We start from the raw sequence: 15053 nt of genomic DNA, 5'->3' as shown, positions 1-15053 counted from the left end.
ATTGCCGACCGGACCGGTAGCCTCAAACCAGGCAAGATGGCGGACGTCGTGCTGTGGAACGGCAATCCGCTGAGCGTCTACTCGCGACCCGATAAGGTCTGGATCGACGGCGCGCTCCTCTACGACGAGCATGATCCGAAGCTGAGACCGGTATCGGATTTCGAGCTAGGCCAGCCCGGCATGGGAGACACCAAGTGAAGGCCGCGCTGCTCGCCGTCGCGGCGCTGATCGCGGCGCCACTCTCCGCCCAGACCATCGCCTTCGTCGGCGGCACCGTCGCGATCGGCGACGGTAGTGCGCCGATGCCCGGCGGCACCGTGCTGGTTCGAGACGGACGGATCGTCGCGGCTGGTGCGTCGGTCGCGGTGCCCGCGGGCGCAACCGTGATCGACGCGCATGGCAAATGGGTCGCCGCGGGCATCGTGGCGGGTCTCACCAACCTTGGTCTGGCCGATTCGGACGGCATCGAGGAGAGCAACGACACCAGCGCCGACAAATCGCCGTTCGCCGCGGCGCTCGACGTCTCGACCGCGATCAACCCCGACGGCGTGATCATGGCCATTGAGCGCGCCGATGGCATCACCAGCGCGCTGGTCTCGCCTGGCACCGGAGGGTCGATCTTTGCAGGCCAAGGCGCGGTGATCACGCTGGGCCTCGGCGACCCGCCGGTGACCCGCCCGCGCGCTTTCCAATATGTCGAACTCGGCGAGGACGGCGGCAAGACGGCGGGCGGCAGCCGCCCCGCCGCCTATGCGATGTTCCGCGATGCGCTCACCGAGGCGCAAGACTATCGCCGCAACGCGGCCGGTTTCGGCGGCCGCGAGCGCGGATCGCTGATCAAGCGAGGCGACGCTGCTGCCCTGCTCCCCGTGATCGACGGCAAGATGCCGCTGCTCGTCCATGTCGAGCGCGCCAGCGACATCCTTTCGGTGCTGGCGCTGACCCACGACTATCCGCAGCTCAAGCTCGTGCTGGTCGGCGCGACCGAGGGCTGGATGGTGGCACGGCAGATCGCCGCCGCGCATGTGCCTGTGATCGCCGCCGCGCTCGCCGACCTTCCCGAACAGTTCGAGCGCGTCGCAGCGACCGAATCCAATGTCGGCCGGATGGAACAGGCGGGTGTCCTGGTCGCGCTCTCGACCGTCGACGCGAGCGCGCCCGCGCAGCAGCGCAACCTCACCCAATATGCCGGCAACCTCGTCGCGATCAGCCGCGTGCCCGGCGCGACCGGGCTCGACTGGGGCCGTGCCTTCGCGACGATCACGTCCGCCCCCGCCCGCGCGCTCGGCCTCGATGGCGAGATCGGCTCGCTTCGTGCCGGGCGTCGCGCCGACGTCGTGCTGTGGGACGGCGACCCGCTCGAACTCGCCTCGGCCCCGGTCGCCGTCTATATCGGCGGCCGACCGCAACCGATGCGCACCCGCCAGACCGAATTGCGTGACCGCTACAGCACGCCCGGGGAAGGAGATTTGCCGAAGGCCTATCAGCACTGACGCGCCATCGACGATCGCATCGTCCGTGCGCGTTGAAGCTGTCGAGCCAGCGTCTCGTCGCGCAGATCACGCGGAGAAGGCACGGCCAGTCGACAGGATCGAACCGGAGGCGCCTGGTCGGGCGTAGCGTGCATCGGTGGGTGCCTCGCACGGCGTTTTTCTGTGCTATCCCTGCGTCTCCTCCACCAAGGGCGCAGCCGGATCGGCGTGGCCGATAGACGATCGACGGAAGTGCTGCCTGAATGACCATGTCCGACGCCGGTCTCGGCCGCTGTCTGCGCCGCCTCGCGATCGTGCTTGGCGGCCTCGGCCTACTGGCGCTGCTTCTGTTCGCGGCGGCGCGGCACCCCGGCGCGCAGCAGGCGCGGATCCATCCCCACGCGGTCCGGGTAAAACCCGCCCTGCCCACCGGCCCTGCCCCGATCGCTGAGCCGATGAAGATCGCGGCGCTGACACCGGCGCAGGCGCGCGCGTCCAACGCCGCGGTGCCGCCGGTCCCCGGCGCAGTCGAACCGGCCAAGCCTTTCGCCTATCTCGGCACATCCGTCGATCATGCCGCAGCGCAAGCCTGCCTTGCCGCTGCGGTCTATTACGAGGCCGGCGACGACGCGGTCGGCGAGCAGGCCGTCGCACAGGTCGTGCTCAACCGCCTGCGCCACCCCGCCTTTCCCAAGACGGTATGCGGGGTGGTGTTCGCGGGCGCGGGCCGCAAGACCGGCTGTCAGTTCACCTTCACCTGCGACGGCTCGCTGACACGCGTACCGCCGCTTGCCGCATGGGCGCGCGCCCGCGAGATCGCGGCGGCCGCCCTGTCCGGATCCGTCGACAAGGCAGTAGGGCTTTCGACCTATTATCATGCCGAGTTCGTCGTGCCGTATTGGCGCGACACCTTGGACAAAGTCGCGACCGTCCACAGCCAGATCTTCTACCGCTGGCGCGGGGGCTGGGGACGCCCCGGCGCCTTCTCCGGACGCTATGCCGCGCCCGAGCTGATCGATCCGCGGATCGTCGGACTGGCCGGCCCGGCGATCGACGCCCCCATCGCGCCGGACGTCGACGCCGGCCCTGCGGTCCCGCGCACGTCGCTCGCGATCGCCGGCGTTCCCCGCGCCGCGTTGAAGGGCGCTGTCGTGCGGCTCAAGGACGACGACGCCGGCCAATATGTGCTTCAGCTTGCGCCCGGCGCAGCGCCGAGCGGCTTTGCCGTCACCGCCTTCACGATCTGCGCGGACAAGCCGGATTGCCTTGTCCTTGCCTGGGCCGACGAGCGCGACACGCCCCGCGTCTTGCCGGTGCTGCCAATGGCAATGCGTAGCCTCGCCTTCCTGTATCGCAAGAGCAGCGTGCTGGGCACGGCCCGCCCGGCCTGGGATTGCCGACGCTATCCGCGCTCGGTGCGCGGCCAATGCCTGCCCGGCAGCGGATGACCGCCAGAATGACGCTATGTGGAACGCTGCCGGGCCGGCTTGGCGCCGGAACAGTCTGTCGGCAGAAATCGGATCGAATCGCGATGGAATTATGGTAGACAGCGCGCGTATTTCCGGTCGCTGACGCACGCAGGAGTACTCTGGTCGTGGCTGCGATAGATTCCGATGATCCAACGCCGGCGAGCGATGATCGGCTTGTCGTGATCGCGCGCGCCGTGCGCACCGTCTATGGTACCGACGCCCCGCGTGTCGCCGAGCACCAGATTGCCGCTGCCGAAGGCGAAGCCCGCGACACCTGGATCGCCATCGCGAACCACTTGCGCGAATAGCGGGCTATCCGCTTCGGGAGCGCCGCTCGCCGAAATCGCCCCACCAGCACTGATTTTGCGATGTTGGGGGATTGGTGCGCCCGGAACGATTCGAACGTCCGACCCTCAGATTCGTAGTCTGATGCTCTATCCAGCTGAGCTACGGGCGCGCCGTGGGGGGGTCTCTATAAGGGGTCCGGCAGGAGCGCAACCCCATTGCGGGGAGAAATTCACACTTCTAGACGGAGGGCATGCTCCACACCGGTTTTCGCCCCTGCGCTCGTGCCGCACTGCTGGTCCTGACCACCGGTCTTGCCGGCTGTGCCAGCACTGTCGCCGGCTATCCCTCTCTTGCGCCGCGGCCGATCGAGCAGATGTCGCTTGCCGAGCCGGCGACGCCCGCCGCGCCGTCGCAGGTCGCGGACCCGGCCGTACTCGCCCGCTCCGCATCGACCATCGATCGCGCCCACACCGCAGACGCCGACTTTCAGCGCGTGCTCGATCAAGCGCGCGTCGTTTTGGCGAGGGGGCGCGGTGCCGCCATCGGCAGCGACCCGTGGGCGGCCGCTCAGGTTGCGCTTTCGCGGGTAGAGGCGGCGCGCGAGCCAGTGATCAAAGAGTTGGCCGATCTCGACAGCGCACGCGATGCGGAACGCACGCAGACCAACAGCGCCGAAGCGCTCGCTGCGACACAGGCCTTCGAGACCGTCCAGCAGATCGATACGGCCGAGCGTGATGCGCTGGCCAAGGCGTGGCCGGACACCGAAGGCCACTGATCGCGGGTCGACCGCCCGGACCGGACTTTTGCGAAGACCATCGACGGCCAGATCCTTCCTGCGCCGCCGACGGTCAGCCTGTGCGTCCTGCCTCCGCGAAGCGGCATGATGTAGGGCGCAAGGGCCGCACGATATTGCGGGAGCTTGGCATGTTGTACGCCGCCAAGCGTTATCCAAACGAAGCGGGGCTCCGCCGGCACATCCGAAGATGCACCGGGGAGCCCCGCCCCTCCCGCGCGTGCGGATCGGTCGATCAGAAGGGATAGTAGCGGAAGCTGACGAAGCCCATATTGTTGTGGGTCTGCGGCTCGCCGCCGATGCCCGCGAACAGCTGGCGCTGGGTGTAGCTCCACTGGAAGCCGATCTGCGCGCGGCCGAACGGTCCCTGGTAGAATTTGTCCCACACGCCCGCGGTGACCTGGCGGATGCGACGGGTGTTGCCGGCGCAGGTGCTGGTCGTCGTGGTCGTCGCGGTCTCGACGAAACAACCGGTGTTGTTGGCGGTGATCAGGCCGAGGCCGGTGGTGCCGCCGTTGAGGAGCTTCTGATACTCCTGCTCTTCGCCGGCGAAGCCGTAGACGTCGAGCTTGGGGGTGGCATGCAGCGTGGCGCCGGCGAGCAGCATGAACTCGCTGATCGCATGCAGATTGCCCGCGGCATCCGAGGTCACGTCGGGCAGGCCCGCCGAACCGTAGCGGCCGATGCCGCGGCCGCCGATGCCCGAGAATTGGACGTCGAGGATCTTGGGTACGACCTGGATGTTGATGCTGCCGCCATAGCCGAAACCATGCGTGTCGCGGTTGGTCTGGGTACCGTCGACGTGGGTGCTGAAGGTCCGGTAGATGCCGAAGCCCTCGACGTGCACGCCATGGCCCGCGAGGTTCGCTTCATAGGCGACCTTGCCGATCACGTCGGGCACTTGGTTGAGCGACAGCGATGAGCCGACGCCGTTGTAGAACTGCTGGAACGAACCCGACGGAGCGGCCTGGGTGGTGCTGCTTACAGAGACCGAGCAAGAGGTCGGCAGCGTGGCGGCGGTGGTGCCGGCCGGGCAGGTTATCGTGCCCGATGCGGCGCTGAGGCCCTGACCGTTGATCACCGAGACAACGCCGGCGGGAACGCCGGTGCCGCCGAAGGTGGTCTGCGGATTTTCGGCCGCGAGGCCGACCCACAGCTTGTGATCCATGAAGTCGCCGACGATGCGGACGCCCGGCTGGCGCGCCCAAGCGAAGCCCGGGATGTACTGCGCGTCGATCTGCGGCGGGGTGACTTCGGCGCGCGGCGTCATGCCCTTGCTCTGCATCGTGAGCAGCGACCAGTTCTGGCCGGCGAGGAAGTGGATGCCATAGCCGTCGCGGGCCCAGTCGATCGTGCCGTAGACGTTGCGGATGCGCGGGACATAGCTGTTCGACTGGTTCGAGTTCGAGGTTTGCGCAGCGCCCTGGAAATCGAGCTCGGTGTACATGCCGAGCTTGGTGTTCGGGTTGACCTGGCCCTCGGCGAGCAGCGACACGCGGCTCTGGCGCGCCGAGAAGCGGCCCTCTGCCGTGTGGCTGGGATGGCTCTGGCCCGGGAAGGGGATCGCGAAGCTGGAGGCGATGTCGTCGCCCTGGAAGCGGCTGCGATAGATGCCGGCTGCTTCGAGGAAGCCGCCCGGCGTGATCGTGATGCCCTTGAAGTAGAATTTGTCGTTGTGATGCTCTTTGTTGATCGCGGTCGCGATCTGCGTGTCGACCTGCGCCTTGCTCACCGGCGGCGTCGCGGCCACGGCCTGGACCTGGGTCTGGACGTTTGCGACCTGCGCCTGCGTGGTGTTGACCTGCGCGACGGTCTCGGCCTGGATGCTCGAGGTCGTGTCGACCTTGGCGCGGAGTTCTTCGACCTGCGCGCGGAGTTCCTTGACCTCCTGGAGCAGTTCGCTGTTGGCGGACGGTGCGCGATGCGCGGCCGCGTGATGCTTTTTGGCGGGAGCGGCATAGGCTCCCGTCGCGATAAGCGAGCCAGCCGCCGCGGTGGCGAGCAGCGTGATCCGGATAGTCATTGTCTAGGAGCCCCTTGCTCGGCAGTTTTGCCTTGCGGCGCCCTAGCTTCGGCGTGTGACACTTGCGTTACGCGCCGGTGTCGGTTGAAAGACGGCACCGGCGGCAATTCGGTCGGCTCCGCAAACGGCCTCAAACCCCGCGGGTTCCGGCCCTTTTGAGCAGAGCCGGGATTCCCGTCTCGTTACGCCCCGGACGCGAGATCATGGCCCCCGTTGCATCTCCGCCACAGTTTTGAGCGCGCGCGCCAGACCGACGATCAGCCGTCGACCGCGGGCGCCTGCAGCGCCGTGGCGAGTCGCGGCAGCGCCTCGACGGGTGCGACCTCGTCGATCTCGCGGCCCCCCGTCTCGATGTTGAGGTCGCGGAATTTGCGCCCGGTGACGAGCAGTCGCCCCTCGAACGACGAGACGAAGCTGTTGTAGTTGTTGACCGCGCTCGACAGGCCGGTGCCGACCTTGCGCAAATGGCCGGCCGCCGCGGACAGCCGCTCGTACATCTCCTTGCCGAGCGCGCCGATCTTCTGCGCCTCCTTGGCGAGCTTCTCCTGCCGCCACACCGCCGAGACGGTGCGCGCGATCGCGACAAGGTTGGTGGGAGTCGAGAGCAACACGCGGCGCTCGAACGCATAATCCCACAGCGTCGAGTCGCTCTCGAGCGCGGCAGCGAGGAAATGCTCGCCGGGCACGAACATGATCACGTAATCGGGCGCGTCGGCGAACTGGCTCCAATAGGCCTTGGCCGAGAGCGCGGTGACATGCGCCTTCATCGCCGCGGCATGCAGCGCCAGATAGCGGGCGCGCTCGGCCTCGTCGCCCGCGCCATAGGCGTCTTGATAGGCGTTGAGCGACACCTTGGCATCGACCACCAGCGAGCGCTGGCCGCCGGGCACCCGGATGATCGCGTCGGGCCGCATCCGGCCGTCCTCGGTATTGACCGAAACCTCCATGGCGAAATCGGTATGCTCGGCGAGCCCGCAGGTCTCGAGCACGTTGCGCAGCTGTTGCTCGCCCCAGCGGCCCCGCGCCTTGGGAGCCGCCCGCAGTGCATTGACCAGCCTGGCGGCCTCGCCGCGCACCGCCTCCTGCCCGTCGCGCATCGACGAGATCAGGCCGGTGAGATTGCCATAGGCCTCGGTCCGCTCCTTCTCGACTTTGCCGACGTTCTCCTCATAGCGTTTGAGCGTGGTCTCGACCGGCGACAGCAGCGCCTTGAGCCGTTCGCCGCTTTTCTCGTCGGCCTGCTGGAAACGCTGGTCGGCACGCTCGAGAAACGCCTTCTGCGCCTCGCCGAGCAGCTTGCCGCCGATCTCGCTGAATTGCGCGGAGAGCGCGTCGCGATCTTCGCGAACTTCGCGCATACGCGCGCTGATGTTTTGCTCGCGTTCGGCTGCCATCGCGCGCTCCGAGGCGAGTTCCCGCAGCGCGGCGTCGCGCTCGCGGGTGACCGCCTCAAGAGTGGTCCGCAGCAGTGGCGCCGCGCTGGCGCGTTCCTCGGCGGTGGCGCGTGCGGTGTCCGCGGCGCGCGAGCGTTCGTCGAGCCGGTCGCGCTCGGCCTTGAGTGCGGCGCTTGCCCGCGACGCCGACAGCCAGCCCAGCAGCAGCCCGACGACCAGGGCCACGCATGCGATCAGGATGACGACGATGGGTTGCAAGCTCGGCTCCTCAAGAACGAAGGGCGAACGTATCAGGCGGCGGGGGATATCGCAACGCCCTCCCCCGTCGTCCCGACGGACGTCGGGACCCAAGATGCGAAGCGCTCAAGGGCAAAGGGGCCGTGTCGGTCAATCCCGGCCTGCGCCGGGACGCCGGCACAAAAGCCGCTCCTTCGCCGGCTCTATGCCTATGCGGCGTGCTTCTGCTTGCGCATCTTCTCAAGCTTCTTGAGCAGCATGTCGCGCTTCATCCGCGACAGATGGTCGGTGAACACGATCCCGTCGAGATGATCGACCTCGTGCTGGAGCGCGGTCGCGAGCAGCCCGTCGATACGCTCGTCATGCGCGACGCCCGCACGGTCGAGCCATTTGGCGCGGATCGAGCTCGGGCGGATCACGTCGGCATATTGGTCGGGGATCGACAGACACCCTTCCTGGTAGACATTCTCGTCGTCCGAGGGTTCGGAAAATTCGGGATTGATGAAGACGCGGGGGTTCTTCTTCCCCTCCTCTTCCTCCTGCAGGTCGATCACCAGCAACCGCTTCGCCACGCCGACCTGGATCGCGGCCAGGCCGATGCCCGGCGCGTCGTACATCGTCTCGAACATGTCGTCGATCAGCACCTGCAGATCGGCGTCGACCGTCTCGACCGGGGTCGAGATCTCGCGCAGCCGCGGGTCTGGGATTTCGATGATGGGTAGGATCGCCATGCCCGTCAGCTATGATCGGCGGGGCTTTTCGTCAAGCGGAGTGGTTCGATCAGCCTGATCGGCTCGCCCGTTCCCTGAGCCACAAGCGCACCGTTCGCAACCCTGGACCCCGGCTTTCGCCGGGGAGCTGGACCTACTCGATGGGCCTTCTCGCCCTCAGCGCCTGCGCCAGCGTGCCCTCGTCGAGATAGTCGAGTTCGCCGCCCACCGGCAGGCCATGCGCGAGCCGGGTCAGGCGGATCGGAAAACCCTCGAGCCGTTCGGCGATGTAATGCGCGGTGGTCTGCCCCTCGAGCGTCGCGTTGGTGGCGAGCACGACCTCGTCGATGCCGCCCGCCGCGATCCGCCCGACCAGCCGGTCGACGGTGAGATCCTCGGGCCGCACGCCGTCGAGCGCCGACAGCCGGCCGCCGAGCACGTGGAAACGCCCGGGGAACAGCCGCGAGCGATCGAGCGCCCAGAGGTCGGCGACCTCCTCGACGACGCACAGCGCGCGCTGGTCGCGGCGCGGATCGACGCAGATCGAACAGGGATCGGTGGTGTCGACATTGCCGCAGACATGACAAGTGGACAGCCGCTGCTCGACGAGCTCGAGCGCGCGCAGCAGCGGCGACAGTGCGGTCTCGCGCCGTTTGAGCAGGTGCAACACTGCGCGGCGCGCCGAGCGCGGCCCAAGTCCGGGGAGGCGGGCCAGCGCCTGCGTCAAAGCTTCGATTTCGGGAGATGCCATGGTCGAGGGATGATATGGGCTTGCCACCGCACTTGCCAAGCGTCTGGAGATCAATGCGCATCGCCTTCATGGGGACCCCCGATTTCGCCGTGCCGACGCTCGATGCGCTGGTCGCGGTCGGGCATGACATTGCCGCCGTCTACACGCAGCCGCCGCGGCCAGCCGGGCGCGGCAAGGCGCTGATGCCCTCGGCGGTGCACAAGCGCGCCGAAGCGCTGGGATTGCCGGTCCGCTATCCGGTCAGCCTGCGCGACACTGACGAACAGGCGGCGTTCGCCGCCCTCGATCTCGATGTCGCGGTGGTCGCCGCCTACGGGCTGATCCTGCCGATGCCGATCCTCGAGGCGCCGCGGCTCGGCTGCCTCAACGTCCATGGCTCGCTGCTGCCGCGCTGGCGGGGGGCCGCACCGGTGCAGCGCGCGATTCTGGCCGGCGACACCGAGACCGGCGTCACGATCATGCAGATGGAGCGCGGGCTCGACACCGGGCCGATGCGGCTCGAGGGCCGCGTGCGCGTCGATCACAAGACCGCCGGCGCGCTGACCGCCGAGCTTGCGCAGCTGGGCGCGCGGCTGATGGTCGCGGTGCTCGCCGAACCGTCCGCCTATCCGCCCGTGACCCAGCCCGAAGACGGCGTCACCTATGCCGCCAAGCTCGACAAGGCCGAGGCACGGCTCGATTTCACGCGGAGCGCGGCGCAGGTCGAGCTGCAGGTGCGCGCGTTCAATCCGGCCCCGGGCGCCTTCTTCGAACAGGCCGGCGAGCGCATCCAGATCCTCGCCGCCGCGATGGAGGAGGCGCACGGAACAGCCGGCGAGGTGATCGACGACCAGCTCGGCATCGCCTGCGGCACCGGCGCGATCCGCCCGCTGATCGTCAAGCGTGCGGGCCGCGGCGCGATGCCGACGCCCGAACTGCTGCGCGGCTTCGCAATCCCGGCGGGTACGCGGCTCGCGTGACCCGCTTCCGGCTGACGGTCGAATATGACGGCCGCCCGTTCATGGGCTGGCAGCGCCAGGCGCACGGCCCCAGCGTCCAGCAGGCGATCGAGCAGGCGGTGACGCAGATCACCGGCGAGACCGCCGCGGTCCATGCCGCGGGGCGCACCGACGCGGGCGTCCACGCGACCGGGATGGCCGCGCACGTCGACATCGCAAAGCCGATCGCGCCCTATCGGCTGACGGAAGCCTTGAACGCGCGGATGCGCCCGGCACCGGTCGCGATCCTCGATTGCGCGGTCGTGCCCGACGACTGGCATGCGCGCTTCTCCTGCACCGGGCGGCGCTACCTCTACCGGATCGCCGAGCGCCGCGCGCCGCTGACGCTCGACGCCGGCAAGGCGTGGCGCCTGCCCCCGACGCTCGACGCCGGGGCGATGCACGCGGCTGCACAGCGGCTGGTCGGGCTGCACGATTTCACCACCTTCCGCTCGGCGCATTGCCAGTCGGCCAGCCCGGTCAAGACGCTCGACCGGCTCGATGTCCGGCGCGTGGCGGGGGGGATCGAGGTGGAGGCGGCGGCGCGCTCGTTCCTGCACCACCAGGTCCGCTCGATGGTCGGCTGCCTGTCGCTGGTCGGGCGGGGGAAATGGTCGGCGGACGATCTGGCCGCCGCGCTTGCGGCGAAGGATCGCGGTGCGCTCGGGCTGAACGCGCCGCCGGACGGGCTGTATTTCGTGGATGCGGTGTATTCGTGAGCCTTCGGCTGCTCGGAGAAGCAGAAGCGGGCCCTCGGGATCAGGCCTGAGGCGACGTAAAAAGAGTGCGCTCGTTGTCATCCCTCGTCACCCCGGCCTTGCGCCGGGGTCCCGCTTCTTCCTTACGGCAACGAACCATAGAGATCGCGCCATTCCGGATTGCCTTCCTCGATCAGCGCGACCTTCCACGCGCGTCGCCAGCGCTTGAGCCGCTTCTCATGCGCGATGGCGTCGCGGATGTCGGCGCAGCGTTCCGCCCAGACGAGGCGCCTAAGACGGTAGCGAGCGCAAAAGTCGGAGCCATCCCCACTCCTGTGCTGGTGAATGCGTGCGGCCAGATGCGCGGTGACACCGACATAGACGGCGCCGCGATAGCGATCTGCCATGATATAGACCCAGCCGCCTCGCGCCTTCCGATCCATCCGCTGAAGGAAGTAGAAGCGGGACCCCGGGTCAAGCCCGGGGTGACGATAAGTGGACGCATGCGACTCTACCCGTCACACCTGCCCTAAGCCGCGGTCGGTCTCTCTTCGCCGATCGCGAATCTACACCCCGAACAACCTGCTCAGCGACTTGTCGAGCATCATCAGCTGCCACAGCAGCCGGCCGTGATCGGCCCGCCCCGCGCGGTGGTCGCTGGCGACCTTCGCCAGCGCCTCGGGGCGAAACCAGCCGGTCGCCGCCAGCGCCGCGCCCCGCCCGATCCGATCGGCCTCGCCCGCCAGGGGACCGCGGAACCAGGCCGAGATCGGCGTCACGAAGCCCATCTTGCTGCGGGTGAGGATCTCGTCGGGCAGATAGCGGCGCATCGCATGCTTCATCAGCCATTTGCCCTGCCCGCCGCGGAGCCGCATCGCCATCGGCAGCGACGCCTCGAAGGCGAGCAGCTTGTGGTCGAGCAGCGGCTCGCGCGCCTCCAGTCCCACCGCCATGCTGGTGCGGTCGACCTTGGTGAGGATGTCGCCGGGCAGCCAGATCGTCATGTCGGCATATTGCGCGCGGCCGAGCCAGTCGGCGGCGGGCGCATTGCGCATCGCGGTCTCGATTCGCGCCTCGGCGCGGTGTCCGCCGAGCGCGCGGAGCGCCTCGGGCGTGAACAGCCGCGCGCGCTGCTCGGGCGTGGTGAAGGCGACGGCGCGCGCATAGGCTTCCTCGGGCGGGCGGGCGAGCGCCTCGAAGGTGCTTTTCGCGCGCAAGGGACGCGGTGCCCAGTCGGCCTTGGGATAGGCGCGGCCGAGCGCGCCGAACACGCGCGAACTGACCTGCTGCGAGAGCATGCCGCGCGCGCGGTTCTCGCCGACGAAGAAGCGGTGGCGGCGATAGCCGGCGAGCGCCTCATCGGCGCCGTCGCCCGACAGCGCGACCGTCACCTTTTCGCGCGCGAGCTCGCACACCCGGTAGGTCGGCAGCGCCGAGGCATCGGCGAAAGGCTCGTCGAAATGGTCGACGAGCGTGTCGATCAGCCCGAAGTCGTCGGGCGAGACGATGCGTTCGCGGTGGTTGGTGGCGAAGCGCTCGGCGATCAGCCGGGCGTGCGCGGTCTCGTCGAGATCGGGGACGTCGAAGCCGATCGAGCAGGTCTCGACCGCGGTGCGGCTCGCCTCCGCCATGAGGGCCACGACGCTCGATGAGTCCACCCCGCCCGACAGGAAGGCGCCGAGCGGCACGTCCGCCACCATCCGCGACCGCACGGCCATGCGCATGTAATCGGTAAGCTGCGCCTCGAGATCGCGGACCGGTCCGCGCGCGTCGGCGCTGAAGGCGAGGTCCCACCAGCGGCGCTGCTCGGGCAGCGGATGGTGGCGGCGCAGCGTCAGATGATGCCCCGCCGCGAGCTTCTTGACGCCGGCGACCAGGCAGGCGTCGTCGGGCACATAGCCGAGCCCGAGGAAATCCTCGACCGCGGTGAGATCGGGCGCGCGGCGCAGGCGGGGATGCGCGAGCAGCGCCTTGAGCTCCGAGCCGAACAACACCGCGCCGTCGGGCAGCTCGGTGTAGAACAGCGGCTTCACCCCGACACGGTCGCGCGCGAGGAACAGGCTTTGTGCGTCGGCATCGAACAGCGCGAAGGCGAACATGCCGGTGAAATGGTCGAGGCAGTCCGGCCCCCAGCGGCGCCAGCCGTGGAGGATCACTTCGGTGTCGCTGTCGGTGACGAAGCGCGCGCCCGCGGCCGCCATGTCGGCGCGCAGCTCGCGATAATTGTAGATCTCGCCGTTGAACACGACGGTCAGCCGGCCGTCGGCCGAGTGCATCGGCTGGTCCCCGCCGGCGAGATCGATGATCGACAGGCGGCGGTGCCCCAGCCCCACGCCTGGCGCGGTCCAGATCCCCTCGCCATCGGGCCCGCGGTGCGCGATCGCGTCGATCATCATCTTGACGCGCAGCGGGTCGACCGGCTTGGGCGTGTCGAGGTGGAAGAGGCCGGCGATCCCGCACATCGCTCAGCGGCCGTCCGCGAACCGGTCGATCGCGGGGCCGACCGGACCCAGCGCCACAAGAAACCGGTCGATCGCGCCGCGCCCGCCCTGCGCGTCCGCAGACGACACGAGCAGCGCCGCGGCGCGCTGGTCGCCGCCGAGCAGGTGTCGCCGCAGCGTCTCGATCTTTACGCGCGGCGCGCTACCCGTATTCATCTCGCCGACCCTATAGAAGCCGACGACCTCGCGCGACACCGCGCCGGCCGCCTCGATCCGCTCGGCATAGCCGTCGGCGGGTGCGGACGTGTCCGCCGCCCACGACCATAGGCCGTCGGGATCGATCGCGCCATGGCCGTAGCCAACCAGCGACCGCCCGCGCGCCTGCGCCGCATAAACCGCGATCGCGAGATCGACCTCGGCACCCGTCGCGTCGCGATAGCGCTGGACGAGCAGCCGGTCGGCGCCGTCGTAGCGCGGGACCCAGAGCGGGCGCGTCGCGTCCACCTTGGTCCAGCCGGCGACCTCGGGGAGATGCGCGGCGGCCGCGACCGGCGCGACGCCGCCGGCGACGACGACCGCGCTCCACAGCGGCGCCGCACCCGCGATCGCCAGCGCGGCGAGCGCGGCGCCGAGCGGTGGCCAGGTCCGCGTCTGTCGTTCGCCCGCGCGCAGCACCTGCGCCTGCTCGACCGGCGGCGCGAGCGCGGAGCGATCGAAGAAGCGCCAGCTGATCGCCAGCACCAGCGCGATCACCGCGGCGAAGAAGAACCAGCCGTAGATGACGTGATCGATCCCGTCGGCGGCCTTCGCGCCGCGCGACTGTGCGATCCAGATCGTCGCGAAGGCGCGCACGCCGTTGGCGAGCACCGGTACGACGACGCAGACCAGCAGGAACGCCGCACGTCTCTCCCAACGCCGGAAGCCGAGATGCGCGCCGAGCGCGCCGAGCGCGATCATCGCGATCAAAAACTTGGCACCCGAACAGGCCTCGGCGACCTTGAACCAGCCGGCCGGCGTGGTGATGAACACGCCGTCGATCGTCGCCGGTATGTGCGCAAGGTGGAGCAGCACCATGCACATCATCGCGGTGATCGTCTGGAGCGGCGGCACCAGCGCGTCGCCCGCGGGCACCAGGAACAGCGCGTAGCCGAGCGGGAACAGCAGCGCGGCGGTCGCGCCGCGCCCGAGCGTCGCGGCGACCAGCCCCTGCAGCATCAGTACGAGTCCGAGATGCCGCGCGACCGCGACCCCCGCCGCCTCACCGAGCAGCCAGGCCAGCGCGCCGGCCGCGACCCACAGCAGCGGCAGCGGCCAGCCGCGCGGCGTCACCGCGCGCAGCACAGGCAGACGCTGGACCACCAGCCAGCCGATGATCGGCAGGATCACGAGGCAATGTTCGTAGCTCGAGCTCGACCACCAGATCGTCGCCATGTCGGCCGCGTCGCGCGCGAACAGCATGAGCAGCAGCAGCGCCGCGACTCCGAGCACCAGCAGATGCGCGCGCCAGCCCGCGATCGTCGGCAGCCGGAGCGGTCGCGCCATCGTCGCCTGGCGGCTCATATCCGTGCCAGCATCGCGTCGAGCGGGGCGAGCCGCGCGTCCCAGGCGTAGCGCGCCTCGACGCGCGCGCGCGCCGCCGCCCCGATCGCCGCTCCGCGCGCCGGATCGTCGAGCAGCGCGGCAACCGCCTCGGCCTGCGCTGCCGCGCCCTCGGCGACGAACAGATCGCGTCCCGGCTCGGCATCGATCCCTTCAAACGCTTGCGGGCTGGCGACCACCGGCCGCGCCCTCGCCCTCGCC

General features: G+C 69.3%; 14 protein-coding genes, 1 tRNA gene and 1 pseudogene (1 of these 16 running past the window's edge). 7 read left to right on the top strand and 9 right to left on the bottom strand.

The window, feature by feature from the left end:
* The 4 genes and pseudogenes from Q0326_RS11970 to Q0326_RS11955 form a co-directional block, all read left to right on the top strand.
* Nucleotides 1-198: pseudogene (locus tag Q0326_RS11970) on the top strand (amidohydrolase); it begins 1156 nt to the left of the window's first position.
* Nucleotides 195-1493 (top strand): amidohydrolase family protein, encoded by a 1299-nt coding sequence (locus tag Q0326_RS11965; protein ID WP_298690652.1) that lies wholly within the window; start codon nucleotides 195-197, stop codon nucleotides 1491-1493. Before Q0326_RS11970 ends, Q0326_RS11965 begins: the two are co-directional and overlap by 4 nt.
* A gap of 242 nt (nucleotides 1494-1735) precedes the next feature.
* Nucleotides 1736-2920, top strand: a complete 1185-nt coding sequence (locus tag Q0326_RS11960) for a cell wall hydrolase (RefSeq protein ID WP_298690649.1) — start codon at nucleotides 1736-1738, stop codon at nucleotides 2918-2920.
* A gap of 200 nt (nucleotides 2921-3120) precedes the next feature.
* Nucleotides 3121-3249: a hypothetical protein gene (locus Q0326_RS11955; RefSeq protein WP_298690646.1), complete on the top strand. Its 129-nt coding sequence runs from the start codon at nucleotides 3121-3123 to the stop codon at nucleotides 3247-3249.
* A gap of 72 nt (nucleotides 3250-3321) precedes the next feature.
* On the opposite strand, the gene Q0326_RS11950 is transcribed toward Q0326_RS11955, so the two are convergent.
* Nucleotides 3322-3398, bottom strand: a tRNA-Arg gene (locus Q0326_RS11950).
* Nucleotides 3399-3479: 81 nt separating this feature from the next.
* Between Q0326_RS11950 and Q0326_RS11945 the strand changes: the two genes are divergently transcribed.
* Entirely contained in the window at nucleotides 3480-4004 is a 525-nt protein-coding gene (locus Q0326_RS11945; RefSeq protein WP_298690643.1) for a hypothetical protein, read from the top strand.
* Nucleotides 4005-4257: 253 nt separating this feature from the next.
* On the opposite strand, the gene Q0326_RS11940 is transcribed toward Q0326_RS11945, so the two are convergent.
* The 4 genes from Q0326_RS11940 to recR all read right to left on the bottom strand — a co-directional run bounded on the left by Q0326_RS11940 (nucleotide 4258) and on the right by recR (nucleotide 9137).
* On the bottom strand, nucleotides 4258-6045 hold the full coding sequence (locus tag Q0326_RS11940; RefSeq protein WP_298690640.1) for a hypothetical protein: 1788 nt from the start codon (nucleotides 6043-6045) through the stop codon (nucleotides 4258-4260).
* A gap of 257 nt (nucleotides 6046-6302) precedes the next feature.
* Nucleotides 6303-7697: a DNA recombination protein RmuC gene (gene rmuC / locus Q0326_RS11935; protein ID WP_298690637.1), complete on the bottom strand. Its 1395-nt coding sequence runs from the start codon at nucleotides 7695-7697 to the stop codon at nucleotides 6303-6305.
* A 188-nt stretch (nucleotides 7698-7885) separates the two neighbouring features.
* Nucleotides 7886-8407, bottom strand: a complete 522-nt coding sequence (gene def, locus Q0326_RS11930; protein WP_298690635.1) for a peptide deformylase — start codon at nucleotides 8405-8407, stop codon at nucleotides 7886-7888.
* 133 nt (nucleotides 8408-8540) lie between these two features.
* The gene (gene recR, locus Q0326_RS11925; RefSeq protein WP_298690631.1) at nucleotides 8541-9137 is read right to left on the bottom strand and encodes a recombination mediator RecR; all 597 of its coding nucleotides are present in this window, start codon (nucleotides 9135-9137) and stop codon (nucleotides 8541-8543) included.
* Between the two features lie 53 nt (nucleotides 9138-9190).
* On the opposite strand from recR, the gene fmt reads away from it, so the two are divergent.
* Both fmt and truA read left to right on the top strand, forming a co-directional pair.
* Nucleotides 9191-10096, top strand: a complete 906-nt coding sequence (gene fmt / locus Q0326_RS11920) for a methionyl-tRNA formyltransferase (protein WP_298690628.1) — start codon at nucleotides 9191-9193, stop codon at nucleotides 10094-10096.
* Nucleotides 10093-10833 carry a tRNA pseudouridine(38-40) synthase TruA gene (truA, locus tag Q0326_RS11915; RefSeq protein ID WP_298690625.1) on the top strand — a complete coding sequence of 247 codons (741 nt, stop codon included), beginning with the start codon at nucleotides 10093-10095 and terminating at the stop codon, nucleotides 10831-10833. Before fmt ends, truA begins: the two co-directional genes overlap by 4 nt.
* A 122-nt stretch (nucleotides 10834-10955) precedes the next feature.
* On the opposite strand, the gene Q0326_RS11910 is transcribed toward truA, so the two are convergent.
* From Q0326_RS11910 to Q0326_RS11895, 4 genes are all read right to left on the bottom strand, one after another.
* Nucleotides 10956-11255: a GIY-YIG nuclease family protein gene (locus Q0326_RS11910; RefSeq protein ID WP_298690622.1), complete on the bottom strand. Its 300-nt coding sequence runs from the start codon at nucleotides 11253-11255 to the stop codon at nucleotides 10956-10958.
* A 123-nt stretch (nucleotides 11256-11378) separates the two neighbouring features.
* On the bottom strand, nucleotides 11379-13274 hold the full coding sequence (locus tag Q0326_RS11905) for an XrtA/PEP-CTERM system amidotransferase (RefSeq protein ID WP_298690614.1): 1896 nt from the start codon (nucleotides 13272-13274) through the stop codon (nucleotides 11379-11381).
* A gap of 3 nt (nucleotides 13275-13277) precedes the next feature.
* Entirely contained in the window at nucleotides 13278-14813 is a 1536-nt protein-coding gene (xrtA, locus tag Q0326_RS11900; protein WP_298690611.1) for an exosortase A, read from the bottom strand.
* Nucleotides 14810-15053 (bottom strand): glycosyltransferase (locus Q0326_RS11895; RefSeq protein WP_298690608.1); only part of this gene is annotated, 244 nt, incomplete at its 5' end. The genes Q0326_RS11895 and xrtA, both read right to left, overlap by 4 nt.

Origin of the sequence: uncultured Sphingomonas sp. (genome assembly GCF_937859915.1) — a bacterium.
Classification (GTDB): domain Bacteria; phylum Pseudomonadota; class Alphaproteobacteria; order Sphingomonadales; family Sphingomonadaceae; genus Solisphingomonas.
This window is presented reverse-complemented; position numbering and strand designations above follow the sequence as displayed.

What these genes read in the sequence shown, in the direction of transcription:
- Q0326_RS11960 (WP_298690649.1), top strand. Translation starts at nt 1,736, where the DNA reads ATGACCATGTCCGACGCCGGTCTCGGCCGCTGTCTGCGCCGCCTCGCG.
- Q0326_RS11945 (WP_298690643.1), top strand. Translation starts at nt 3,480, where the DNA reads ATGCTCCACACCGGTTTTCGCCCCTGCGCTCGTGCCGCACTGCTGGTC.
- Q0326_RS11940 (WP_298690640.1), bottom strand. Translation starts at nt 6,045, where the DNA reads ATGACTATCCGGATCACGCTGCTCGCCACCGCGGCGGCTGGCTCGCTT.
- def (WP_298690635.1), bottom strand. Translation starts at nt 8,407, where the DNA reads ATGGCGATCCTACCCATCATCGAAATCCCAGACCCGCGGCTGCGCGAG.
- recR (WP_298690631.1), bottom strand. Translation starts at nt 9,137, where the DNA reads ATGGCATCTCCCGAAATCGAAGCTTTGACGCAGGCGCTGGCCCGCCTC.
- fmt (WP_298690628.1), top strand. Translation starts at nt 9,191, where the DNA reads ATGCGCATCGCCTTCATGGGGACCCCCGATTTCGCCGTGCCGACGCTC.
- Q0326_RS11910 (WP_298690622.1), bottom strand. Translation starts at nt 11,255, where the DNA reads ATGGATCGGAAGGCGCGAGGCGGCTGGGTCTATATCATGGCAGATCGC.
- Q0326_RS11905 (WP_298690614.1), bottom strand. Translation starts at nt 13,274, where the DNA reads ATGTGCGGGATCGCCGGCCTCTTCCACCTCGACACGCCCAAGCCGGTC.
- xrtA (WP_298690611.1), bottom strand. Translation starts at nt 14,813, where the DNA reads ATGAGCCGCCAGGCGACGATGGCGCGACCGCTCCGGCTGCCGACGATC.